Annotated in this window: 22 protein-coding genes, 1 tRNA gene and 1 other RNA gene; 13 read left to right on the forward strand and 11 right to left on the reverse strand. The window is 70.0% G+C overall.

Annotated elements, in window-relative coordinates; all coding sequences use genetic code 11:
• Positions 1-100 precede the first annotated feature (100 nt).
• The 3 genes from LV457_RS11315 to LV457_RS11325 form a co-directional block, all read right to left on the reverse strand.
• On the reverse strand, positions 101-1,144 hold the full coding sequence (locus tag LV457_RS11315; protein ID WP_232171488.1) for a DUF4185 domain-containing protein: 1,044 nt from the start codon (positions 1,142-1,144) through the stop codon (positions 101-103).
• Between the two features lie 69 nt (positions 1,145-1,213).
• On the reverse strand, positions 1,214-2,269 hold the full coding sequence (locus tag LV457_RS11320; RefSeq protein ID WP_232171175.1) for an aspartate-semialdehyde dehydrogenase: 1,056 nt from the start codon (positions 2,267-2,269) through the stop codon (positions 1,214-1,216).
• An 8-nt stretch (positions 2,270-2,277) separates the two neighbouring features.
• Entirely contained in the window at positions 2,278-3,543 is a 1,266-nt protein-coding gene (locus LV457_RS11325) for an aspartate kinase (protein WP_232171489.1), read from the reverse strand.
• A gap of 97 nt (positions 3,544-3,640) precedes the next feature.
• Between LV457_RS11325 and LV457_RS11330 the strand changes: the two genes are divergently transcribed.
• Both LV457_RS11330 and leuA read left to right on the forward strand, forming a co-directional pair.
• Positions 3,641-4,228, forward strand: a complete 588-nt coding sequence (locus LV457_RS11330) for a nitroreductase family protein (RefSeq protein ID WP_232171177.1) — start codon at positions 3,641-3,643, stop codon at positions 4,226-4,228.
• Between the two features lie 160 nt (positions 4,229-4,388).
• The gene (leuA, locus tag LV457_RS11335; protein WP_232171179.1) at positions 4,389-6,209 is read left to right on the forward strand and encodes a 2-isopropylmalate synthase; all 1,821 of its coding nucleotides are present in this window, start codon (positions 4,389-4,391) and stop codon (positions 6,207-6,209) included.
• A 27-nt stretch (positions 6,210-6,236) separates the two neighbouring features.
• Here leuA and LV457_RS11340 read toward each other — a convergent pair whose 3' ends face one another.
• Positions 6,237-7,256 (reverse strand): DEDDh family exonuclease, encoded by a 1,020-nt coding sequence (locus LV457_RS11340; protein ID WP_232171490.1) that lies wholly within the window; start codon positions 7,254-7,256, stop codon positions 6,237-6,239.
• A gap of 81 nt (positions 7,257-7,337) precedes the next feature.
• Here LV457_RS11340 and LV457_RS11345 point away from each other — a divergent pair, with 81 nt between their 5' ends.
• Both LV457_RS11345 and LV457_RS11350 read left to right on the forward strand, forming a co-directional pair.
• Positions 7,338-8,570, forward strand: coding sequence for a Mur ligase family protein (locus LV457_RS11345; protein WP_232171182.1), 1,233 nt, complete (start codon positions 7,338-7,340; stop codon positions 8,568-8,570).
• Positions 8,563-9,279, forward strand: a complete 717-nt coding sequence (locus LV457_RS11350; protein WP_308192188.1) for a glutamine amidotransferase — start codon at positions 8,563-8,565, stop codon at positions 9,277-9,279. The genes LV457_RS11345 and LV457_RS11350 overlap by 8 nt, the downstream gene beginning before the upstream one ends.
• 215 nt (positions 9,280-9,494) lie before the next feature.
• On the opposite strand, the gene LV457_RS11355 is transcribed toward LV457_RS11350, so the two are convergent.
• The 3 genes from LV457_RS11355 to LV457_RS11365 all read right to left on the reverse strand — a co-directional run bounded on the left by LV457_RS11355 (position 9,495) and on the right by LV457_RS11365 (position 10,822).
• Positions 9,495-9,728 (reverse strand): hypothetical protein, encoded by a 234-nt coding sequence (locus tag LV457_RS11355; RefSeq protein ID WP_232171184.1) that lies wholly within the window; start codon positions 9,726-9,728, stop codon positions 9,495-9,497.
• Positions 9,729-9,873: 145 nt separating this feature from the next.
• Positions 9,874-10,485: a recombination mediator RecR gene (gene recR / locus LV457_RS11360; protein WP_232171186.1), complete on the reverse strand. Its 612-nt coding sequence runs from the start codon at positions 10,483-10,485 to the stop codon at positions 9,874-9,876.
• 1 nt (position 10,486) lies between these two features.
• Positions 10,487-10,822, reverse strand: a complete 336-nt coding sequence (locus tag LV457_RS11365; protein WP_232171187.1) for a YbaB/EbfC family nucleoid-associated protein — start codon at positions 10,820-10,822, stop codon at positions 10,487-10,489.
• 95 nt (positions 10,823-10,917) lie between these two features.
• Here LV457_RS11365 and LV457_RS11370 point away from each other — a divergent pair, with 95 nt between their 5' ends.
• Positions 10,918-11,676 (forward strand): Rv3717 family N-acetylmuramoyl-L-alanine amidase, encoded by a 759-nt coding sequence (locus LV457_RS11370; protein WP_232171188.1) that lies wholly within the window; start codon positions 10,918-10,920, stop codon positions 11,674-11,676.
• 7 nt (positions 11,677-11,683) lie between these two features.
• Here LV457_RS11370 and LV457_RS11375 read toward each other — a convergent pair whose 3' ends face one another.
• Positions 11,684-12,124 carry an SRPBCC family protein gene (locus tag LV457_RS11375; RefSeq protein WP_232171189.1) on the reverse strand — a complete coding sequence of 147 codons (441 nt, stop codon included), beginning with the start codon at positions 12,122-12,124 and terminating at the stop codon, positions 11,684-11,686.
• Positions 12,125-12,217: 93 nt separating this feature from the next.
• On the opposite strand from LV457_RS11375, the gene LV457_RS11380 reads away from it, so the two are divergent.
• Both LV457_RS11380 and LV457_RS11385 read left to right on the forward strand, forming a co-directional pair.
• Positions 12,218-13,597, forward strand: a complete 1,380-nt coding sequence (locus LV457_RS11380; RefSeq protein WP_232171192.1) for an FAD-binding oxidoreductase — start codon at positions 12,218-12,220, stop codon at positions 13,595-13,597.
• A 29-nt stretch (positions 13,598-13,626) separates the two neighbouring features.
• Positions 13,627-14,940, forward strand: a complete 1,314-nt coding sequence (locus LV457_RS11385) for a class I SAM-dependent methyltransferase (protein ID WP_232171195.1) — start codon at positions 13,627-13,629, stop codon at positions 14,938-14,940.
• On the opposite strand, the gene LV457_RS11390 is transcribed toward LV457_RS11385, so the two are convergent.
• The 3 genes from LV457_RS11390 to ffs all read right to left on the reverse strand — a co-directional run bounded on the left by LV457_RS11390 (position 14,937) and on the right by ffs (position 18,218).
• Positions 14,937-16,772, reverse strand: coding sequence for a DNA polymerase III subunits gamma/tau (locus LV457_RS11390; RefSeq protein ID WP_232171197.1), 1,836 nt, complete (start codon positions 16,770-16,772; stop codon positions 14,937-14,939). The genes LV457_RS11385 and LV457_RS11390 overlap by 4 nt on opposite strands.
• 38 nt (positions 16,773-16,810) lie before the next feature.
• The gene (locus LV457_RS11395; RefSeq protein WP_232171199.1) at positions 16,811-18,094 is read right to left on the reverse strand and encodes an aminotransferase class I/II-fold pyridoxal phosphate-dependent enzyme; all 1,284 of its coding nucleotides are present in this window, start codon (positions 18,092-18,094) and stop codon (positions 16,811-16,813) included.
• Between the two features lie 29 nt (positions 18,095-18,123).
• An RNA gene (gene ffs, locus LV457_RS11400) (signal recognition particle sRNA small type) lies at positions 18,124-18,218 on the reverse strand.
• 141 nt (positions 18,219-18,359) lie between these two features.
• On the opposite strand from ffs, the gene LV457_RS11405 reads away from it, so the two are divergent.
• From LV457_RS11405 to LV457_RS11430, 6 genes are all read left to right on the forward strand, one after another.
• Positions 18,360-18,659 carry a DUF2563 family protein gene (locus LV457_RS11405; RefSeq protein WP_232171200.1) on the forward strand — a complete coding sequence of 100 codons (300 nt, stop codon included), beginning with the start codon at positions 18,360-18,362 and terminating at the stop codon, positions 18,657-18,659.
• Positions 18,652-19,986 carry a hypothetical protein gene (locus LV457_RS11410; protein ID WP_374198817.1) on the forward strand — a complete coding sequence of 445 codons (1,335 nt, stop codon included), beginning with the start codon at positions 18,652-18,654 and terminating at the stop codon, positions 19,984-19,986. The genes LV457_RS11405 and LV457_RS11410 overlap by 8 nt, the downstream gene beginning before the upstream one ends.
• Before the next feature lie 34 nt (positions 19,987-20,020).
• Positions 20,021-20,290 (forward strand): hypothetical protein, encoded by a 270-nt coding sequence (locus LV457_RS11415; RefSeq protein WP_232171204.1) that lies wholly within the window; start codon positions 20,021-20,023, stop codon positions 20,288-20,290.
• A gap of 38 nt (positions 20,291-20,328) precedes the next feature.
• A tRNA-Ser gene (locus LV457_RS11420) sits at positions 20,329-20,414 on the forward strand.
• A 68-nt stretch (positions 20,415-20,482) separates the two neighbouring features.
• Positions 20,483-21,364, forward strand: coding sequence for a hypothetical protein (locus LV457_RS11425; protein ID WP_232171205.1), 882 nt, complete (start codon positions 20,483-20,485; stop codon positions 21,362-21,364).
• 40 nt (positions 21,365-21,404) lie between these two features.
• On the forward strand, positions 21,405-22,475 hold the full coding sequence (locus LV457_RS11430; protein ID WP_232171208.1) for a dihydrodipicolinate reductase: 1,071 nt from the start codon (positions 21,405-21,407) through the stop codon (positions 22,473-22,475).

Raw genomic sequence — 22,475 nt, forward strand, 5'->3', positions numbered from 1 at the left:
CGCCTCGCGGGCGTTGAGGCTCACTGCAGGGCGGAATCTCGGGCGGATTCGCGCCGTGGTGTGGAGACCAACGCCGGCAAGCGGAACTCAACCGGCCACGTCACTGCACAAACGGCCGCACCGCGAACTGGATGACGCGATAGGGCGCATGGCTGCGGGGCAGGGTGTTCCACTGGCTGACGAAGATGCGCAGCTCGTCGAGCGTGGAGGCCGGCGAGATGTACCCGCCGTACGGCTGGGCGAGCCGGTTGTCGAAGGGTTCGGGCAGCACGTCGGCGGGATCGGGCCAGTCGCTGTGCCGGACCACGGTCGTGACGGGTGCGGTGCCCAGGTCGACGGGCGAATTCGCCACCCGCACTTCGATATCGCCGGTGGTGGCGTTGAAATACGACAGCACCGCCTTGCCGTCGATCTGCTGGAAGCTCATCTCGCCGACCCGGTCGGGCCACAGCGGGGCAGGCTCGCCGCCCCACATCCCGCCGCCGAACCCCTGCCAGGCATCGCGATCCGTGAAACGCTGCGGGGGAACGCGATACAACCGCACCGGTCGCGTGCGGTCGAAGCTGTTGGCGACGACAAACACCCAGCCGGTCGGCGAGTCGGGCGTCGGGATCGGGTCGTAGAAGCCGCTGACCTGGGTCTGCGCGCCGTCGTCGTAGGAGGCGTTGCGCACCGATCCGGGGATCGTCGGCCAGTTCGCCTGCGTGGGCGACGCTTTCACCAACCGCGACGACCGCGGCACCAGGCTCTCGGTAGTGGTCACCAGCAGGTAGTTCTCCCGGTTGATCTGCACGACACCGGCCGGCAGCTGCGAGGCGCCCGGCGGTGCGGAGTCGGCGAGCAACGGCTCGCGAATACCCGTGATCCCGAAGTACTGTGGGTCGTCGACCGACGCCATGTCGACGTGCAGGGCGATCGGCGTGAACCAGCCGCCGAAGCCGACACCCTGGCCGGCGAAGCTGTCACCGCAGACCTGCAGCAGCTGGCTCGGGAACTCCATGAACTCGCACAGGTCCGTCGCGCCGATACCGTAGTCGCGGGTCGGCGTGCCGGTGCCGGCGACGGGGCCGACGCGGTACACCTCGCCGGCCGCCAGCGGCGGGGTGGCCTGCGCGACCGGGGCGAGAGCAACCAGCGCCGAGATCGACGAAAAGGCGGAAACCACTCGCACTTTGGCGCCCGTGTGTCGGTTTCGGCGCAAGGGGGGCAGGGGTCAGATCTGCGCGGACAGCAGCTCGGCGATCTGGATCGTGTTGAGCGCCGCGCCTTTGCGGAGATTGTCACCGGAGATGAACAGCGCCAGCCCGCGACCGTCGGGCACGCCGGGGTCCTGACGGATGCGGCCGACCAGCGACTCGTCGACACCCGCGGCGGCCAGCGGCGTCGGCACGTCGACCAGCTTCACGCCGGGCGCGTCGGCCAGCAGCTCGCGCGCCCGCGCCGGCGAGATCGGTTGTGCGAACTCGGCGTTGACGGAGAGCGAGTGTCCGGTGAACACCGGCACGCGCACGCAGGTGCCGCTGACCGCGAGGTCCGGGATGCCGAGGATCTTACGGCTCTCGTTGCGCAGCTTCTGGTCCTCGTCGGTTTCGCCGCTGCCGTCGTCGACCAGCGAGCCGGCCAGCGGCACCACGTTGAACGCGATCGGCGCGACGTACTTGGTGGGCGCCGGGAACTCGACCGCGGACCCGTCGTGCACCAGCTTCTCGGCATCGTCGATCACCGCGCGCGCTTGCGACGCCAGCTCCTCGACGCCGGCGACCCCGCTGCCCGACACCGCCTGATACGACGACACCACCAGCCGCTGCAGCCCGGCCTCGTCGTGCAGCACCTTGAGCACCGGCATCGCGGCCATCGTGGTGCAGTTCGGGTTGGCGATGATGCCCTTCTTGAGCCGCCGCGGATCGCCGACGTCGCGGTCGAAGTTGACCTCGCTGACCACCAGCGGCACGTCGGGGTCCTTGCGCCAGGCCGACGAGTTGTCGATGACGGTCACGCCGTGGGCGGCGAACCGCGGGGCCTGCACCCGCGACATCGTGGCGCCCGCGGAGAACAGCGCGATGTCGAGGCCGGCGGGGTTGGCGGTCTCGGCGTCCTCGACCTCGATCTGCTGCCCGCGGAACTCGATCTTGCGGCCCTGCGAGCGCGCCGAGGCGAAGAACCGGACGCCGGCCGCCGGGAAGTTCCGCTCCTCGAGCAGTTGCCGCATCACCCGGCCCACCTGGCCGGTCGCGCCGACCACGCCGATGTTGAGTCCTTCACGCGTCATGACAGCTCCTACCGCCCCGTCCCCGCGTACACCGTGGCCTGCTCCTCGCCGCCGAGCTCGAAGGCCTCGTGCAGCGTGGCGACCGCCTTGTCCACGTCGGTGTCACGGATCAGCACCGAGATCCGGATCTCGGAGGTGGAGATCAGCTCGATGTTGATGTCCGCATCGGCGAGCGCCTCACAGAAGGTGGCGGTGACGCCCGGATGCGAGCGCATCCCCGCGCCGATCAACGACACCTTGCCGATGTGGTCGTCGTACATCACGCGGGTGAAGCCGATCTCGTCCTGCAGCGACGTCAGCTTCTCCACGGCGCTGGGTCCGTTGTCCCGCGCGCAGGTGAACGTGATGTCGGTCTTGCCGTCCTCGATCTTGCTGATGTTCTGCAACACCATGTCGATGTTCACGTCGGCGTCGGCGACGGCGCGGAACACCTTGGCGGCGTACCCGGGAACGTCGGGCAGCCCGACGACGGTCACCTTGGCCTCGCTGCGGTCGTGCGCGACACCGGTGAGGATGGCGTCTTCCATCGGGATGTCCTCCATCGATCCTTTGACGAGCGTGCCGGGCTTGTCGGAGTACGACGACCGGACGTGGATCGGAACGTCGTAGCGGCGGGCGTATTCCACGCAGCGCAGCATCAGCACCTTGGCGCCGCACGCGGCCATCTCGAGCATCTCCTCGAACGAGACGGTGTCGAGGTGGCGCGCGTTCGGGACGATCCGCGGGTCGGCGGTGAAGATGCCGTCGACATCGGTGTAGATCTCGCACACATCGGCGTCGAGCGCGGCGGCCAGCGCGACGGCCGTGGTGTCCGAGCCGCCGCGGCCCAGCGTCGTGACGTCCTTGCTGCCCTGGCTGACGCCCTGGAAGCCGGCGACCAGCACGATCAGCCCCTCGTCGAGCGCGGAGCGCAGCCGGCCGGGCGTGACGTCGATGATCTTGGCGTTGCCGTGGATCTCGGTGGTGATGACCCCGGCCTGCGATCCGGTGAACGAGCGGGCCTGCGCCCCCAGCGAGTTGATGGCCATGGCGACCAGCGCGTTGGAGATCCGCTCACCGGCGGTCAGCAGCATGTCCATCTCGCGGGCCGGCGGGGCCGGGCACACCTGGCGGGCGAGGTCCAGCAGGTCGTCGGTGGTGTCGCCCATCGCGGAGACCACCACGACGACGTCGTGCCCCTGCTTCTTGGTCTCGACGATGCGCTCGGCGACGCGCCGGATGCGCTCGGCATCGGCCACCGAGGATCCGCCGTACTTCTGGACGACGAGCGCCACCGTGCTCACCTCATCTGCTTGAGCGGGAGTCGCCGTCAAGGATAAGGGCTGCAGACGTCACATCCTGACCGCGTGCACCGGGGGTAGCGTGGCCGCGATGCAGCGTGACCGCACCGCCGTCACCAGCGTTCCCATCCATCCGCTGATCGCGCAGCGGTGGAGCCCGCGGGCGCTCGACCCCGATCATCGCCTGGCCGACGACGACCTGACCGCGCTGCTCGAGGCCGCGCGCTGGTCGGCCACCTGGGGTCGCCGCCAGCCGGTGCGCGTCGTGGTCGGGCGCCGCGACGACGACACCTTCGACGCGCTGGCGGCCACCCTCAAGCGCGGCAACAGCTGGGCTCGGGCGGCCAGTGCGCTGCTCCTGGTGTGCGCCGACGAGGGTGACGACGAGAAGACGGCCTACTACGCGGCCGTCGACGCCGGCGCCGCGATGGCCAACCTCGCGATCGAGGCCGTGGCGCGCGGGCTCGTCAGCCACCCGATGGCCGGGTTCGACGCCGACGGCGCACGCCGGGCGTTCGACATCCCCGCCGGTGTGCGCCCGGTGGCCGTCGTGGCGATTGGCCGGCTCGGTGAGCCTTCGGACCCGGCGATCGCCGAGCGGGACGCGCAGCCGCGCGCGCGGCTGCCGCTGTCGGAGATCGCGTTCGCCGGCACCTGGGGCCGACCGCTCAACCCCTGACGGACGACGTTTTGAGACCGCGGGCGTCGCGCGGTACGGTGAGCCCGTGGCGCGGCAGCTCCTTCTCGGACGCCGCGGCGGGATCTGACCAGACCGGCTTCCCGTCGCGGGTCTTTCGCGATGCGCCGGTCGAGTCCCTTCCACTCCCGGAGCCGAACTCGTGACTACTTTCTCGAAGCCTGCCGCCGACGGTCCTGACGCCTTCAGCGCGGTACGCACCATCACCACCCCCGCCGGTCCGCCGAACCCCGGCCAGCCGGCGTACAACACCCAACGCGGCTCGGCGATGCCGGTGACGCGCTACCGGCCGTTCGCCGACGAGGTCGAACCGATCACGCTGCCGGACCGCACCTGGCCCGACAAGGTGATCGACACCGCGCCACTGTGGTGCGCGGTGGACCTGCGCGACGGCAACCAGGCGCTGATCGACCCGATGAGCCCGGCCCGCAAACGCCGGATGTTCGACCTGCTGGTCCGCATGGGCTACAAGGAGATCGAGGTCGGTTTCCCGTCGGCCAGCCAAACCGACTTCGACTTCGTCCGCGAGATCATCGAGCAGGGCGCCATTCCCGACGACGTCACCATCCAGGTGCTGACCCAGTGCCGGCCCGAGCTGATCGAGCGCACCTTCGAGGCGTGCGCCGGGGCGCCACGGGCGATCGTCCACTTCTACAACTCGACGTCGATCCTGCAGCGCCGCGTGGTGTTCCGCGCCGACCGCGACGCCGTCAAGGACATCGCGGTGCAAGGCGCGCGGATGTGCATCGAGGAGGCGAAGAAGTATCCGGACACGCGGTGGCGGTTCGAGTACTCGCCGGAGTCCTACACCGGCACCGAGCTGGCGTACGCCAAAGAGGTGTGCGACGCCGTCTCCGAGGTGATCGCACCGACGCCCGAGTGGCCGATGATCGTCAACCTGCCCGCCACCGTCGAGATGGCGACGCCGAACGTCTACGCCGACTCGATCGAGTGGATGAGCCGCAACCTGGCCCGCCGCGACGCGATCATCCTGAGCCTGCACCCGCACAACGACCGCGGAACCGCCGTCGCCGCAGCCGAATTGGGCTACCAGGCGGGCGCCGACCGCATCGAGGGCTGCCTGTTCGGCAACGGCGAGCGCACCGGCAACGTGTGCCTGGTGACGCTGGGGCTGAACCTGTTCAGCCGCGGCGTCGACCCGCAGATCGACTTCTCGAACATCGACGAGATCCGCCGCACCGTCGAGTACTGCAACCAGCTGCCCGTCCACGAGCGGCATCCCTACGGCGGCGACCTGGTCTACACCGCGTTCTCCGGCAGCCACCAGGACGCGATCAACAAGGGCCTGGACGCGATGAAAACCGCTGCAGACGAGGCGGACACCGACGTCGACGACCTGCTGTGGCAAGTCCCCTACCTGCCGATCGACCCCAAGGACGTCGGCCGCACCTACGAGGCCGTCATCCGGGTGAACTCGCAGTCCGGCAAAGGTGGCGTCGCCTACATCATGAAGGCCGACCACGGCCTGTCGCTGCCGCGTCGGCTGCAGATCGAGTTCTCGCAGGTGGTGCAGAAGATCACCGACGGCGAGGGCGGCGAGGTGTCGCCGAAGGAGATGTGGGACGTCTTCGCCGAGGAGTACCTGAACCCGGTGCGGCCGCTGGAGCGGATCCGGCAGCGCGTCGACGCCGCGGAAGTCGACGACGGCACCGACACCATCACCGCGACGGTGCGCATCAACGGCACCGAGAGCGAGATCACCGGCAAGGGCAACGGCCCGCTCGCGGCGTTCGTCGACGCGCTGTCGACCGTCGGCTACGACGTGCACGTCCTCGACTACTCCGAGCACGCGATGTCCGCCGGCGAGGAGGCACAGGCGGCGGCCTACGTCGAGGCGTCCATCGGCGGTCGCACGGTGTGGGGCGTCGGTATCGCGTCCTCGATCACGACCGCGTCGCTGCGGGCGGTGGTGTCGGCCGTGAACCGCGCCGCCCGCGGCTGACCGACCCGCACGCCCGCCGGCAGGCTGCTAGAAGAGCGCGAACTGGTGCCCGCTGGCCGGCGCGTCGGCGAACAGCGGCACATCGCTTCCGCCGACCACCGCGGCGGCGGCGGTCAGGAATTCGTCGTCGCCCATCAGCGGGATGCCGAGCTCTCGCGCCTGGAACGCCTTGCCCTGCTCGGCCGCCGGATCGTTGCCCAGCACCAGCGAGGTGTGCGGGTCGACCAGGTCGGTGAACGCCAGCCCCGCGTGCACCATGCGCTCGACGAGTTCGTCGTGGGTGCGGTCGAGCTCCGCCGACAGCGCGACCCGCATGCCCTGCACCAGCGGCCGGCCCGGCACGTGGCGGCCGGGGTTGGCGTACGGGCACGTCAGCCGCGCCGCCATCGCCTTGAGCGGCCGCAGGTCGTCGTGGGTGACGCGGCCGTTGGGCCAGCGACGACGGCTGACCGGCCGGACGGGCAACCAGACGTCGCGGGCGCGGGCCCGGCGCAGCGCCGGCAGCAGGATGCCGGCGAGCACCAGCGCGTCGTCGTAGGCGTCGTGCGGGCGCAGCTGCGGCACCGACCAGTGCTGCGCCAGCGTCCCCAGCCGCAGGTTCTCCAGCCCGAGGGCGAGCCGGCGCGTCAGTTCGACGGTGCACATCACCTCGTCGACGGGCAGCTCGACACCGGCCTCCTCGGCTTCGGCGGCCACGAAGGCGTAGTCGAACGCGACGTTGTGGGCCACGAGCGTGCGGCCGCGGAGCAGGGCGACCAGTTCGCCGGCGATGTCGGCGAACGTCGGCTGCCCGGCCAGCATCTCGGCCGTCAACCCGTGCACGTGGGTGGGCCCGGGGTCGACGCCGGGATTCAGCAGGGACGCGAAGGAGCGCTGCACCGCACCGTCGGCGTCGAGGGCCACCACCGCGATGCTGACGATGCGTGCCTGGCCGGGCCGGAATCCCGACGTCTCGACGTCGAGCACCGCCCAGCCGCCGTCGTGGTCGGTGGCGGGACGGCCCCACTGCGGGCAGCGGGGCGGGCTCAGCAACGGCACGGTCCTCAGGTTGCCACGGCGGGGTGACAACTCCCGGCCGGCGCCGACGCGTGTCGCGAGGTCTGGTTGCGATCGGCATAAACTCGGCCGGTGATCACCGCCCGCGGCCGTGCCGCTCTCGCCGCCGGTTCGGCCGCGCGGTGGGCGTCGCGGGCGACCGGTCGCGGCGCCGGCGCCATGATCGGCGGGCTGGTGGCGCTGTCGCTCGACAACACCCTGCTGCGCCAGCTCGGCCACGGCCGGCGCAATGTGCTGGTCACCGGCACCAACGGCAAGTCCACCACCACCCGGATGATTGCCGCCGCGCTGGCCACGGTCGGCGAGGTGGCGACGAACTCCGAGGGCGCCAACATGGACGCCGGGCTGGTCGCCGCGCTCGCGGCAGCACGCGGCGCGTCGCTGGCCGCCCTCGAGGTCGACGAGATGCACCTGCCGCACGTCGCGGCCGCCGTCGACCCGCAGGTCGTCGTGCTGCTGAACCTGTCGCGCGATCAGCTCGACCGCGTCGGTGAGATCAACCACATCGAGCGGACGCTGCGCGGCGCGCTTGCCGACCACCCCGCGGCGGTGATCGTCGCCAACTGCGACGACGTGCTGATGACGTCAGCCGCCTACGACAATCCGAACGTGCTGTGGGTGGCCGCCGGCAGCACGTGGGCGAACGACTCGGTGAGCTGCCCGCGCAGCGGCGAGGTGATCGTCCGGGAGCGCGGCCACTGGTATTCGACCGGCACGGACTTCAAGCGGCCGACGCCGCACTGGTGGTTCGACGAGCGCACGATCTACGGCCCGCACGGGTTCGCGCACCCGATGGAGCTGGCGCTTCCCGGCGACGTCAACCGCGGCAACGCGACGCAGGCGGTGGCCGCCGCGGTGGCCCTGGGCGCCGACCCGGTCGCCGCCGTCCGCGCGGTCGGCGGCGTCGACGAGGTGGCCGGCCGCTACCGCACCGTGCGGGTGGGCCGACACACCGCGCGGCTGCTGCTGGCGAAGAACCCGGCCGGCTGGCAGGAGGCGCTGTCGATGATCGACAAACACAGCGCGGGCGTGGTGATCGCTGTGAACGGCCAGGTGCCCGACGGCGAGGACCTGTCGTGGCTGTGGGACGTGCGGTTCGAGCATTTCGAGGACACCGAGGTGATCGCCGCCGGCGAGCGGGGCACCGACCTCGCGGTGCGGCTCGGCTACGCGGGGGTGCAGCACTCGCTGGTGCACGACACCGTGCAGGCCATCGAGTCCTGTCCGCCCGGCCACGTCGAGGTGATCGCCAACTACACCGCGTTCCTGCAGCTCAACCGCGCGTTGGAGCGGCGTCGTGCCTGAGTCGACGGTGCGGATCGGGCTCGTGCTGCCCGACGTGATGGGCACCTACGGCGACGGCGGCAACGCCGTGGTGCTGCGACAGCGGCTGACGCTGCGCGGTATCGACGCCGAGATCGTCGAGATCACGCTGGCCGACCCGGTGCCCGACTCGCTCGACCTCTACACCCTCGGTGGCGCCGAAGACTACGCGCAGCGGCTGGCCACCAAGCATCTGCGGACCTATCCGGGGCTGCAGCGCGCCGTCGAACGCGGGGCGCCGGTCCTGGCGATCTGCGCGGCGATCCAGGTGCTCGGCCACTGGTACGAGACGTCGTCGGGCGAACGGGTCGAAGGCGTCGGCCTGCTCGACGCGACCACGTCCCCGCAGGCCGAACGGACCATCGGCGAAGTCGTCAGCACGCCACTGATCCCGGGGCTGCACGAGCCGCTCACCGGCTTCGAGAACCACCGCGGCGGAACGACTCTGGGTGCCGACGCCGCGCCGCTGGCCCGCGTCAGCAAGGGCGCCGGCAACCGGCTGGGCGACGGCGTCGACGGCGCGGTGCAGGGCAGCATCGTCGCGACCTATCTGCACGGGCCGTGCCTGGCCCGCAACCCCGAGCTGGCCGACCACCTGTTGGCCCAGGTCGTCGGCGACCTGCCACCGCTGCAGCTCGCCGAGGTCGCCCAGCTGCGCCGCGAACGCCTGGCCGCCCCGCGCCGCCCCTAGCGTCAGGCCACTTCTCGCCCAAACCGACGATCGGGCGCGAAACTGCGAGTAGATCGCGCCATTTCGTCGATCTCGACGCCTCGCCGTGCGGCGGCTTCCCTCACCCGCGCCAGCACCTGAGCGGGCCGGTCCTCGGCGATCACCCGGATGACTTCCCAACCGCGGTCGTGGAGCATCGGCAGCCGCCGGAGGTCGCGGAGCAGCAGGCGCCCGCATCAGCGCGTCCAGTCGCGCCAGCGCCGCGTGCGTCGTTGGCAGCGGCCGGAATCGAAGGCCGTCCGTGCCGGTGCGGCGACCGGCAGATCGGCGACCACCATGACTTCGTCGTCGGCCACCCGATCCATGCGAACGATCAGGCCGGCTTGAAGGCCGCGGAACATGGGTCGGCATGAACGTCGTAGTTTTGATCGCCGCATACCGTCGGCGATTGCCTCGCCGGCTTCAGTCATGGCCGCATCGTGCTCGCGGCCTCCGACACCTCGCCGAGATCGACGAAATGGCGGATCCTTCTCGCACTTTCGCGCCGAAATGTCGGTTTCGGCGCCAGCGCGGCGCGCGGCGCGCGGCGCCGGCGAGCGGCGGCGCCGCGGCGCGTCAGGTCAGCGCGCGGCGGCCGGACAGTGCACGGCCGAGGGTCAGCTCGTCGGCGAATTCGAGGTCGCCGCCCATCGGCAGGCCCGAGGCGATGCGGGTGACGGTGAGCCCCGGGATGTCGCGGAGCATCCGCACCAGATAGGTGGCGGTGGCCTCGCCCTCGGTGTTGGGGTCGGTGGCGATGATGACCTCGGCGACGTCCACGCCGTCGACCCGCTCACCGATGCGGTTCAGCAGCTCACGGATCCGCAGCTGGTCCGGCCCGACGCCCGACAGCGGGTCCAGCGCGCCGCCCAGCACGTGGTAGCGGCCGCGGAACTCCCGGGTGCGCTCGACGGCCTGCACGTCCTTCGGCTCCTCGACCACGCACACCAGCGACGCGTCGCGGCGGGGGTCCGAGCAGATGCGGCAGCGGTCGCCGTCGGAGACGTTGCCGCAAACCGAGCAGAACGTCACGCCGTTGCGGACGCGATCGAGCGCCGCGGTCAGCCGGTCGATGTCCGGCGGTTCGACGCTGAGCAGATGAAAAGCGATGCGCTGCGCGCTCTTCGGGCCGATCCCGGGCAGTTTGCCGAGTTCGTCGATCAAGTCCTGGACCGGACCCTCGAACAAGTCAGGACCCCGGCGCGCCGAACAACCCACCGGCGCCGCCGGCCAGCGGCCCCAGCGTGCGCTGCGCGAGCTGCGTCACCTGCTGGGCCGCGTCGCCGTGCGCGGCAACGATGAGATCCTGCAGCGTCTCGACGTCGTCGGGATCGACGACCTTGCGGTCGATGGTCACCGCGACCACCTCGCCGCTGCCCTTCATGGTCACCTGCACCAGCCCGCCGCCGGCCTGTCCGCGCACCTCGGACGCCGCAAGCGCCTCCTGCGCCGCCATGAGCTGCTGCTGAACCTGCTGCGCCTGCGCGAGCAGGGCCGACATGTCGGGTTGGCCTCCCGGTTGCATCCGGTGTCCCCTTGCGTCTCGTTGGTCAAGGCTGGGTCTCGACTTGGTGTCGCCTGCGGATATCGGGCGCTTCGGCCTTCAAGCCTAGACGGCCGATGGCTAGCGTGACGCGAGTGCTCCGTACCGCATGTCTTCGTGGATTCGCGGCCGCTGTGGTCGTCGCGGTGGCCGCCGCGGTCGCGCCGACGGCCGGCGCCGCACCGAACACCATCGCCGGGAAGATCGTCTTCCTCGACCCCGGGCACAACGGCGCCAATGACGCGTCGATCTCCCGGCAGGTGCCCAACGGTCGCGGCGGCTACAAGGAGTGCCAGACGAGCGGCACCACCACGCCCGACGGCTACCCCGAGCACACGTTCACCTGGGACGTGACGCTGCGGATCCGGGCGGAGCTCACCGCACTCGGCGTCCGCACCGCCATGTCGCGCGGCAACGACAACGCGCTCGGTCCCTGCGTCGACGAGCGGGCGGCCATGGCGAACGCGCTCAAGCCCAATGCCGTCGTGAGCATCCACGCCGACGGCGGACCGGAGACCGGGCGCGGCTTCCACGTCAACTACTCCGCGCCGCCGCTGAACCCGGCGCAGGCCGGGCCGGCGGTGCAACTCGCCCGCACCATGCGCGACCAGCTGAGCTCGTCGGGGATCCCGCCCGCCAACTACATCGGCTCCGACGGGCTCTACGGCCGTCCGGACCTCGCCGGGCTCAACCTGGCGCAGTACCCCGCGGTGCTCGTCGAGCTGGGCAACATGAAAAACCCCGCCGACCTCACGCTCATCACCAGCCCGGAGGGCCGGCAAAAATACGCCGACGCCGTGGTCAAGGGCATTGCCGGCTTCCTCGCCACCCAGTAGCGCGGCGCTACGCCGATTCCACGGCCTTCTTCAGGTTCTGCAGCACCTCGGACTGAATGCGCTTGAGCCCCAGCGGCGCGAAGATCCCCTCGAAGATGCCCTTGATGCCGCCCGCACCCTGCCAACTCGTCTTGACGGTCACCGACGCGCCGGGTCCGGCGGGTGCGACGGTCCAGTTGGTCACCAGCGTCGAGTTCTTGTCCTTCTCGATGACGGTGTGCCCGGCGACGTCGACGACGGCCTCGACGGTGCGGCTCCGCGACTTGGTGGCCTGCAGCGTCCAGGTGGCAACGGTGCCCTGCCCCTGACCGCCCTGCAGCACCCGGTAGCCGCTGTAGTGCGAGGTCAGGATCTTCGGCCGGACCTGCTCGTAGTCCGCGACGGCGGCGAGCACGGTTTCCGGCGCGGCGTTGATCAAGACATCGCTGGTGGCGCTGACCTGTCCCATGTGCCGAATCTCCTCGATCCCTCGATTGTTTGCTGACGGGTGCCTGCCGGGCAAGCGGTCGCACCGGCCGGCACCGAGGGCTAGCGTATAGCCGTGTCAGTTCAGCCCATCCAGGCGTCGACAGCGCATGCCGACGGGGTTCGGAAGCTGATCGACAGCTACCGCGCGATCCCGGCGTCCGCATCGGTGCGACTGGCGAAGCCGACGTCGAACCTGTTCCGCGCCCGCGCCCGACGGAACGCCCCGGGCCTGGACACTTCCGGGCTGACCGGTGTGATCGCCGTCGATCCCGAGGCCAGGACCGCCGACGTCGCCGGCATGTGCACCTATGAGGACCTGGTGGCCGCGACGCTGCCGCACGGCTTGTCGCCGCTGGTGGTTCCGCAGCTCAAGACCATCACCCTCGGCGGCGCCGTGACCGGTCTGGGCATCGAGTCGGCGTCGCTCCGCAACGGCCTGCCGCACGAGTCGGTGCTGGAGATGGACATCTTCACCGGCGCAGGCGAAGTCGTCACGGCCAGTCGCGACCTGCACCCGGACCTCTACCGCGGCTTCCCCAACTCCTACGGCACCCTCGGCTACGCCGTGCGGCTCAAGATCGAACTGGAGACCGTCAAACCCTTCGTCGCGCTGCGCCACGTGCGTTTCCATTCGCTCACCGACCTCGTCGAGGTCATGGGACAGGTCGCCGACAGCGGGCAATACGACGGTGAGCCTGTCGATTACGTCGACGGCGTGGTGTTCGGCGCCGACGAGAGCTACCTGTGCCTCGGCACCCAGACCCCGACGCCGGGTCCGGTGAGCGACTACACCGGCCAAGACATCTACTACCGGTCGATTCAGCACGCGGCCGGCGTGACGCGGGACCGCCTCACCATCAACGACTATCTCTGGCGGTGGGACACCGACTGGTTCTGGTGCTCACGGGCTTTCGGCGCGCAGGACCCCCGCATCCGGCGGTTCTGGCCGCGGCGCTACCGGCGCAGCAGCTTCTACTGGAAGCTCATCGGCCTCGATCAGCGCTTCAACATCGCCGACCGCATCGAAGAGCGCCACGGCCGGCCGCCGCGCGAACGGGTGGTGCAGGACGTCGAGGTGTCGATCGACCGCTGCGCGGAGTTCTTGCAGTGGTTCCTCGACACCGTGCCGATCGAACCGATCTGGTTGTGCCCGTTGCGGTTACGCGACAGCGCCGGATGGCCGCTGTATCCCATCCGGCCCGGGCACACCTATGTCAACGTCGGCTTCTGGTCGTCGGTGCCGGTAGGCCCGAGCGAGGGATACACCAACCGGCTGATCGAGCGTAAGGTCAGCGAGCTCGACGGCCACAAGTCGCTCTATTCCGACGCCTACTACAGCCGCGAGGAGTTCGACGAGCTCTACGGCGGCGAGACCTACAAGACGCTCAAGAAGACCTACGACCCCGACGCGCGTTTCCTGGACCTCTACGAAAAGGCGGTACTGCGCCGATGAGCCGCTTGCGCGAAGAGCAAAGGACCTAGATGACCACCACCAAGGAACCCGCCCGGACCACCGCCGGCAGGCTGCCGCTCGCCCAGATCCTGGAGATGTTCGCCGGCGGCGGCCGGAACCCGTTGCGCTTCACCGCCTACGACGGCAGCAGCGCGGGCCCCGAGGACGCGGCGGTCAGCCTCCACCTGCGCGCGCCGCGCGGCACGACCTATTTGGCGACCGCGCCCAGCGACCTCGGCCTGGCGCGCGCCTACATCTCCGGCGACCTGGAGATGGGCGGTGCGCATCCCGGCGATCCGTACCCGCTGCTGACGGCGCTGTCGGACCGGCTGCAGTTCAAGAAGCCGTCGCCGCTGATGCTCGCCACCATCGTCCGTTCGATCGGCATCGAGCACTTCAAGCCGATCGCGCCGCCCCCGCAGGAGGCCCTGCCCCGGTGGCGTCGGCTGGCCGAGGGGTTGCGGCACAGCAAAACCCGGGACGCCGACGTCATCCACCACCACTACGACGTGTCGAACGCGTTCTACGAGTGGGTGCTCGGCCCTTCGATGACCTACACCTGCGCCTGCTACCCGGACGCGGACGCGACGCTCGAAGAGGCGCAGGACAACAAGTACCGGCTGGTGTTCGACAAGCTGCGGCTGCAGCCGGGCGACCGGCTCCTCGACGTCGGCTGCGGCTGGGGCGGCATGGTCCGCTACGCCGCCCGCCACGGCGTGCGCGCGATCGGCGTGACGCTCTCGGCCGAACAGGCGGCGTGGGCGCAGCGCGCCATTGCCGCCGAAGGCCTCGGGGAGCTCGCCGAGGTCCGCCACGGCGACTACCGGGACGTCGGCGAGGCCGGGTTCGACGCGGTGTCGTCGATCGGCCTGACCGAGCACATCGGCGTCGCGAACTATCCGGCGTACTTCCGGTTCCTGAAGTCGAAGATGCGGCCCGGCGCGTTGCTGCTGAACCACTGCATCACCCGCCCGGACAACCGCTCCGGCACCACGGCCGGCGGGTTCATCGACCGCTACGTGTTCCCCGACGGGGAGCTGACCGGTTCGGGCCGCATCATCAGCGAGGCGCAGAACGCCGGCCTCGAAGTGCTCCACGAGGAGAACCTGCGGCACCACTACGCGATGACGCTGCGCGACTGGTGCCGCAACCTCGTCGAGCACTGGGACGAGGCGGTCGACGAGGTCGGGCTCGCGACGGCCAAGATCTGGGGCCTGTACATGGCCGGGTCGCGGGTCGGCTTCGAGACCAACGTCGTCCAGCTGCACCAGGTGCTGGCGGTCAAGCTCGACGAGCGGGGCGGCGACGGCGGGCTGCCGTTGCGGCCGTGGTGGCAGCCCTAGCTGCCGTCGATCCGGCGCGCGCCGAGCTCGTTCTTCAGGAGCTCGAGAGCAGCCTCCTCGGGATCGCGGCGCGGCGTCGGGTCCTCGCTGTCACGTTCGGCCTCGGCGAGCATCCGGTCTTCCTCTTCGCGCGCGGCGACGTCGTCGACCGCGGCGGGCGCCGGCGTCGCGGGCGTGGTCTCCGCCGGCGTCCCGATCTCGAACCTCAACCGGAAGCCGATGCCCAGCGCGTCCTTCAGCGCGTCCTCGATCACCTGCGCGTTGCGCTGTTCGGTGAGGCGCTTCGCCAGCGGCGCCGACTGGTGGGTCAACACCAGCGTGTCGCCTTCGATGGTGCGGACCACCGCCCCGGCGAGCATCACGTCCAGGGTGCGGCTGCGCTCGCGCACCTTCTCCATCACGGTGGGCCATTGGCGGCGCACGGCGGCGGCGTCGGCCACGGCGGCCGACGCGTCGTCGGTGACCGGTGGCGACGGCGGTGCCGCGACGGGCGGGGCGGCGCTCGGCGTCGCGACCGGCGGAGGTGACGGCGGCGCCGACCTCGTCACCGGAGGCGCGGGCGGTTCGGCGGCCGGTGCGGGCGCCTGTGCCGGCGGGGCGGCGCTGCGACGGGTGTAGCGCCGAGAAGGCTGCGCGGACTCGGCCCCGGCCGACGACGCCTCGTCGGCCGGAATCGCCATGTCGAGCCGGGTCTCGATGCGCTCGATGCGTTGCAGGAGCGCCGATTCGGTGTCGCTCGCCGACGGCAACAGCAGCCGCGCGCACACCACCTCCAGCAGCAATCGCGGCGCCGTCGCGCCGCGCATCTCCCCCAGCCCCGCATGGACGACCTCGGCGTAGCGGGTCAACGTCGCGGTGCCCACCCGACCGGCCTGGTCGCGCATGCGATCGAGGACGTCGTCGGGCGCGTCGACCACACCGCGCGCGGCGGCGTCGGGAACCGCCTGCAGCACGATCAGGTCGCGGAACCGTTCGAGCAGGTCGACGGCGAACCGGCGCGGATCGTGGCCGGCGTCGATGACGGCTTCGACGGCGCCGAACACCCCGGCGGCGTCCCCGGCGGCGAGCGCGTCGACGGCGTCGTCGATCAACGCCACGTCGGTGGCGCCGAGCAGCGCGAGCGCCCGCCGGTACTCCACCCGCCGGCCGTCGGCGCCGGCCAACAGCTGGTCGAGCACCGACAGCGTGTCGCGGGGCGAGCCGCCGCCGGCACGGATGACCAGCGGGAAGACCGCGTCGTCGACGGTGACGTGCTCGGCGGCGCAGATGCGCTCGATGAGCGACCGCATGGTCTTGGGCGCGAGCAGCCGGAACGGATAGTGATGGGTGCGCGACCGGATGGTGGGCAGCACCTTGTCCGGCTCGGTGGTCGCGAACACGAAGATCAGGTGGTCGGGCGGCTCCTCGACGATCTTGAGCAGCGCGTTGAACCCGGCCGTGGTGACCATGTGCGCTTCGTCGACGATGAAGATGCGGTACCGCGACTGCGCCGGTGCGTAGAATGCGCGATCGCGGAGCTCGCGGGTGTCGTCGACACCGCCGTGGCTGGCGGCGTCGAGCTCGACGACGTCGACGTTGCCGGGGCCGTTCGGGGCGAGCGCCACGCAGGAATCGCACACTCCGCACGGCGTGGGTGTGGGGCCCTGCACGCAGTTGAGGGAGCGGGCGAGGATGCGCGCCGACGAGGTCTTGCCGCAGCCGCGCGGACCGGAGAACAGGTAGGCGTGGTTGATGCGGCCCGCCGCCAGCGCCGTCGACAACGGTTCGGTGACGTGCTCCTGGCCCACCACCTCGGCAAAGGCCGCCGGCCGGTACTTGCGGTAGAGAGCCACGCGAAGAGGCTACCGAGAAGGTCCGACGCCCGGGAAACTCAGCCGAGGAGCTTCTCGGTGGCCGCGAGCAGCGCGCAGGTGGCGAGCCCGTCGACCGCTTGCCGCAGGTCCGGCAGCGACGGGAAGGTGGGCGCCAGCCGAATGTTCGTGTCGTCCGGGTCCTTCCGGTACGGGAACGACGCGCCGGCCTCGGTGACGGCGATGCCCGCGTCCTTTGCGAGCGCGACGGTCCGCTTCGCGGTGCCGGGCAGCACGTCGAGGCTGATGAAGTAGCCGCCCTTGGGTTCGGTCCACGACGCGATCTTCGGCTCCGCCAGCCGCTCGTCGAGAATCTCCAGCGCCGCCGCGAACTTCGGGGCGACGAGCGCCCGGTGCTTCTGCATGTGCTGCCGCACGCCGTCGGCATCGCCGAGGAACCGCAGGTGCCGCAGCTGGTTCACCTTGTCGGGGCCGATGGTCTTCTTGCCCGCGTACTGCAGGTACCAGGCGATGTTGCCCAGCGAGCCGCCGAAGAAGCTGACGCCGGCGCCGGCGAAGGTGATCTTCGACGTCGATGCGAACACGTACGGGCGATGCGGGTTCCCGGCCTGCTCCGCCAGTCCGAGCACGTCGATCTGACGCGGGAAATCGTGCGTCAGCGTGTGCACGAAGTAGGCGTTGTCCCAGAACAACCGGAAATCCGGTGCGGCGGTTCCCATCTGGACCAGCCGGCGTGTCACGTCCCACGAGTAGGTGACGCCGGTCGGGTTGGCGAACACCGGCACACACCACATGCCCTTGATGGCGGGATCGGTCGCGACCAGCTCCTCGACCAGGTCGACGTCCGGGCCGTCCTCGCGCATGGGGACGGCGATCAGCTCGATGCCGAGGGTTTCGGTGATGGCGAAGTGCCGGTCGTAGCCCGGCGCCGGACACAGGAACTTGAGGGCCGGCTCGCGGATCCACGGCCGCGGTGAGTCGACGCCGCCGTGCAACATCGAGAACGCGACGACGTCGTGCATCAGCTCGAGGCTGGCGTTGTTGCCGGCGATGAGGTTGGCCACCGGGATACCGAGCAGCTCTGCGAAGATCGCCCGCAGCTCCGGCAGGCCGTGGGAGCCGCCGTAGTTGCGGGTGTCGGTGCCCTCCCCGTCGCGGTAGGCGTCCTTCCCGGAGCCGGGGAGGCTGAGCAGGCCGTTAGACAGGTCGAGCTGGTCCGGCGCCGGCTTTCCGCGCGTGAGATCGAGCGTCAGCTTCCGGGCCTGCAGGTCCGCGTACTCCCGCCGGTGAAGATCCCGCCGGGCCTGCAGATCCTCCGGGCGCAGGGATTGATACGCGACCATGCGCCTTCCCCTCGACGTCCTCGGAAAAGTTAAGGGGACCCCGCGCACCCGCCAGAGCCCGCTGACCCTTGCTGCCTTCCGGCCCTGGGGGAGTTCACAGGATGGACGCCGCACGGGGTCCACGCAGCAGTGTAGTCGGACGTCGCACCTGACCGCTGGCCCGCGCGGTTCTGCCTCGCACAATTGGTGCGCCGAGGGGCTGCTCCGCCGACATAGGCTCTTCTTCACCTGAACCGCTTCCGAGACGTTTGGAGGGAGCATGTGGGTGGAGGCCGAGCTCTTGCGCGACGGAGCCGCGGTGACACGCAATGCCGGACGGTTCGCGCTGGATGCCGCTGACCGACTCGACGCGGTGTCACCGATGAACTCGATATTCGGCGACTTCGAGGCAGCGCACCACTTCCACAGCAAGCTCGTCGCCGGTCAGCGCTCACACGTGGCAGTTATGCGTCGTCATCACGCAACGCTGCACGATGTGGGCGCAAAAGCACGATGCGCAGCCGCGACCTTCGACCAGTGTGAGGCTGACAACGTCGGCAACCTCGGCGCGATGGCGAATGCCTAGGTACCCAAGCCTCACCCACCTCAGCGTGCCGCAATTGGTCGACGCCGCCGGCGGTGATCCCTGGATAATTGATGACACGCTGCAGGCAGGAGCTCCCGGGGAGATCAGCCAGCTCGCGCAGGCGTTTCACAACTCCGGCGTTTGCATCACCGCGGCATCTGACGAGTTCGACGCCGCTCAGAAGCGATTCACCGCGGCATGGGACCGCGATGATCCCGCCCATCCGATCAATGACTCACTGGAAGTACGCCGGGCAACGGAGATGATGCTGCTCAACTTTGCCGCGATCGACGCCACCAAATCGGGACTAAGTCAGCTCAGCACAGCCCGTGACACCTACACCGATGCTTTGGCCGACGCACGTGTGGACATGGCGGCCGAAGGTTACGACTCGGGTACGATTAACGGTGCGGTGTCCGACGGGACCTTGAGCGGGCAAGATCAGGCCCGCGTCGAGGCCGACCATTACGGCGCTACACAGCGAGTCGAAGATCAGGCGCTGGTGAACAGCGCGGGCGCGTGGACGCCGGAGAAGCAGAGCGCCGCTGGCCGCCTGCGCGATTTCGAGACGATTACCACCCCGGGTTCCAACCCCGAAGCAGTCCGCTACGCCGGCGAGCGACTCGGAGATTTCCGGATGGCAACGTTCATCGGGCCGCTTGCGGTGGACCCGGTTACCGGTCAAGACGCACGAACTCGCGCGCAGCAGCGGCAACACATGCAGCAGATGCTGGAGAGCGGGTTCTTGACACTTCCGCCGTTGAATCCTGACCAGGTCACCGCAATGCTCGATCAAGGCGAAGCCGAGGCGCGTCAACGGATCATGGCTCAGGCGACGCTGAGTTTGGTCAAGGCCGGCCTATCGCCCGAAGGCGCTAAGGCTGTGGTGGGCGATGCGGCACGCGGAATTTCCTGGAACAAAATACTCGAGTCAACTGGCCAGGTCTCTGGCGGTGCAGGCAACAGTATGAGCGGGCTGGCAAGGACGGTGTCGGACGGAAGTCATGCAAGTCCCACGGAATTGTCGGCGAAAGATTCCGGCGCATTGAAGGCGATTGGCAAACGCCTGAATGGGGTAGGAAACCTCATAGAAGCAGCCGATGCCACCTACGACATCATTCAGGGCGGCGCGCCGGCGGGCCGCCGAATCGGCGAAGCTGTTGGTGGGCAAGCCGCGGGCGCGGCCGGCGCGGTGGGCGCCGCAATGCTCGCCGGATCTTTTCTCGGGCCGGGCGGAGTGATCGTGGCGGCAACGGTGGCGGGCCTCGCCGCGTCCGAAGGCGGAAAGCGGTTAGGGGGTTGGGTTGGCAGCCACTTCGACAGCTGACCCGCCGATTTGGTCAGACGTCCTCTTTCTCCTGATGATCGTGCTGCTCATCGTTACGTCCGCGACCTTCGTACTTGCGCGGAACGACCGAACTGAGCGCATCGCTTTCTGGTCGTCCTGGCTGGTCGTCATCGCGCTCGGGCCTGCAGCGGCGTTTCCTCGCGGTTGGGGGGCGTCGCTCGGCGTGTTCATCGCGGGCGTCTCCCTCAGCCTGCTCACCGCCTTCGTCCACACCGACTACCTGAGGATCGGGTCGAAGACCTCTCGATTCCGGCGACCCGGCCGGTCGCGCCATAGCAAGTGACGGCAGGCCGAGCGGGCAGGTCGGCTACCATGTCCAACGGAGGATTCGCCTAGTGGCCTATGGCGCTCGCCTGGAACGCGGGTTGGGTTAACAGCCCTCGCGGGTTCAAATCCCGCATCCTCCGCACCAGGGCGTGGGGTGCGACCGATCTCGACGGTCGCACCCCACCGCCTGTGAAGGCAGAGGAGTTTCATGCGTCGCACCGTGGCGATCGGCTGGCATGCTGTGTTCTCCGTCGCCGCGGGGGTGCTGTACTTCTTTTTCGTCCTCCCGCGGTGGCAGGAACTGCTCGGCTCGGTGTCCCACACCACGGGCACGGTGCTGCGGATCGTCGTCGCCGCGCTGGTCGGACTGGCCGCGCTGCCCGTGGTGTTCACGCTGCTGCGCACCCGCAAGCCGGAGTACGGCGCGCCGCAGCTCGCGCTGACCCTGCGCACGTTGTCGATCGCCGGGCACGTGCTGGCTGCGGTGATCATCCTCGGCACGGCGATCAGCGAGATCTGGCTGAGCGTCGACGACTACGGCCGCTGGCTGTTCGGGCTGTACGGCGCCGCGGCGGCCATCGCCGTCCTGGCGATGTTCGCCTTCTACCTGTCCTTCTTGGCCGAGCTGCCGCCTCCGCCGCCCAAACCGATCAAGGGCAAGAAGAAGCGCAAGCGCCGCAGGCGCAGCAAGGGTGACGACGCCTTCGCCGCCGCGGATGCCGACGAACCGGACGCCGAGAACGCTGACGAACCCGACGCCGAGAGCGCTGACGACACCGTGCAGGAGCCCGTCGCCGACGCTTCGGGAACCGCGGCGGCGGCCGAACCGGAGTCGGGTGCCGCGGAGCCGGCAGCCGACGAGCCCACGACGCTCGTCGACGAGGTCAAGGCCTCCGGCGACGAGGTCAAGGTCGACGACGAAGTCGTGGCCACCGCCGACGACGAGCTGCCCGCCGCGACGGACACGACCGCGGCGGAGGCACCCCGCGCCGGCGGTCTGAAGAACCGGCGGCCCAGCGGCAAGGCGGGCGGTATCCGGCGCCGGCGGACCCGCGGGGGCGTCGCCACCGAGGACGGCAAAGAAGGCTGATTCGGGTCCGTGCGGAGACGCCGCACCCTACGCTGAGCGAGTGCCCAAGACCTCTTCCTACCGTGTCGTGCAGTGGACGACCGGCAACGTCGGCAAAAGCTCCGTAGCGGCGATCGCGGCCCATCCCGCACTGGAACTGGTGGGCCTCTACTCCTGGTCGCAGGACAAGGTCGGTAAGGACGCCGGCGAGCTGGCGGGCATCGATCCGCTCGGCGTCGCCGCCACCAACGACGTCGACGAACTGCTGGCGCTCAAACCCGACGTCGTGGTGTACAACCCGATGTGGATCGACGTCGACGAGCTGGTGCGCATCCTGTCGGCGGGCGTCAACGTCGTGGCGTCGGCGTCGTTCATCACCGGCCACAACCTCGGCGCAGACCGCGACCGGCTGGTGCAGGCCTGCGAGAAGGGCGGCGCGACGCTGTTCGGCTCGGGCGTCAGCCCCGGCTTCGCCGAACTGCTGGCGATCGTCGCGGCGACGGCGTGCGACCGCGTCGACAAGGTGACCATCGCCGAGTCCGCCGACACCACGCTCTACGACTCCCCCGACACCGAGCGGCCGACGGGTTTCGGCGCCGCGATCGACGATCCGAGCCTGGAGCCGATGGCGGCCGAGGGCACCAAGGTGTTCGCCGAGGCGGTGCAGCTGGTCGCGGACTCACTCGGCGTCACGCTCGACGAGATCGTGTGCGAATCGGAGTACGCGCAGACCACCGAAGACCTGCCGATGGCGTCGTGGACCATCCCCGCCGGCCACGTCGCCGGGGTGTACGCCAGCTGGCAGGGCCGCGTCAACGGCAAGACCGTCATCGACATCAACGTCCGGTGGAAGAAGGGACAGACCCTCGACCCGGACTGGCAGCTCGACGGCGACGGCTGGAAGATCACCATCGACGGCCGCCCGACGGTGAACATGCAGGTCGGCTTCCTGCCGCCGCCGGACATGATCGAGAACGCCAAGACGCTCGAGGACTTCTTCGTGCTCGGCCACATCATGACCGCGATGCCGCCGATCCACGCCATCCCCGCGGTGGTCGCCGCGGCGCCCGGCATCGCGACCTACAACGACCTGCCGCTGCCGCAGGCGCGCGGCGTGGTGTCGACGGCGTAG

Origin of the sequence: Mycobacterium sp. MYCO198283 (assembly GCF_021213805.1) — a bacterium.
Taxonomy (GTDB): Bacteria; Actinomycetota; Actinomycetes; order Mycobacteriales; family Mycobacteriaceae; genus Mycobacterium.